Consider the following 526-nt stretch of genomic DNA (forward strand, 5'->3'; position numbering starts at 1 on the left):
CTGAAAGTCTAGCGCTTTCCTTTGTGGATCATGAACAAAAACGCATAGGTTTTGATCGGGAAGTCATATTCCATAGGCAGGGCTAGTTCCTCCAGGTCAACTTCCGCATAGTTCCCTTCAGGAAGGTTCTGCTGAACAGTCGATTCCACCAGACGGGCTATTTCACGGATGTGATCCATTTCGTTGTTCGTCTGGCACACAGAAGAATCCCAGTCAAAGCTGTAGGTATTCTTTCCAAGACGGCAGGTGACTTTCCCGTAGCCCTTCCCGAAGTTACTCACGGTCATCATTAGCACTGCGCGGCGCATATTAAGCCCTCACTATTTTCAGGGTGTCGCCTTTGAATGAGTCATATCCAGAGCCTGAGCAGTTAGGCGCTAGCATAGAAGCGATTGAGATGATCTTTTTCTGAATACCTTGAACAGTCAAACTTCTGTAGTCATCAGTCGCGGCGACAAGGGCGACTAAATCTGGATATTGCCGAAGCCCGTCATCAACTTTGGCGCTTAAAAACCTTAAGAAAAAT

2 protein-coding genes are annotated in these 526 nt (G+C 47.1%); both read right to left on the bottom strand.

The window, feature by feature from the left end:
- Positions 1–8: 8 nt before the first annotated feature.
- Complete coding sequence (locus RR876_RS17310) at positions 9–308, bottom strand: hypothetical protein (RefSeq protein ID WP_332555519.1); 300 nt, start codon at positions 306–308, stop codon at positions 9–11.
- 1 nt (position 309) lies between these two features.
- A partial coding sequence (locus RR876_RS17315; RefSeq protein WP_332637217.1) for a hypothetical protein occupies positions 310–526 on the bottom strand: 217 nt, incomplete at its 5' end.

The sequence above is a fragment of the Acinetobacter sp. genome (assembly GCF_036666595.1).
Classification (GTDB): domain Bacteria; phylum Pseudomonadota; class Gammaproteobacteria; order Pseudomonadales; family Moraxellaceae; genus Acinetobacter.

Bases quoted from the DNA above. Each gene is read 5' to 3' on its own strand.
- RR876_RS17310 (WP_332555519.1), bottom strand. From the start codon at position 308: ATGCGCCGCGCAGTGCTAATGATGACCGTGAGTAACTTCGGGAAGGGC.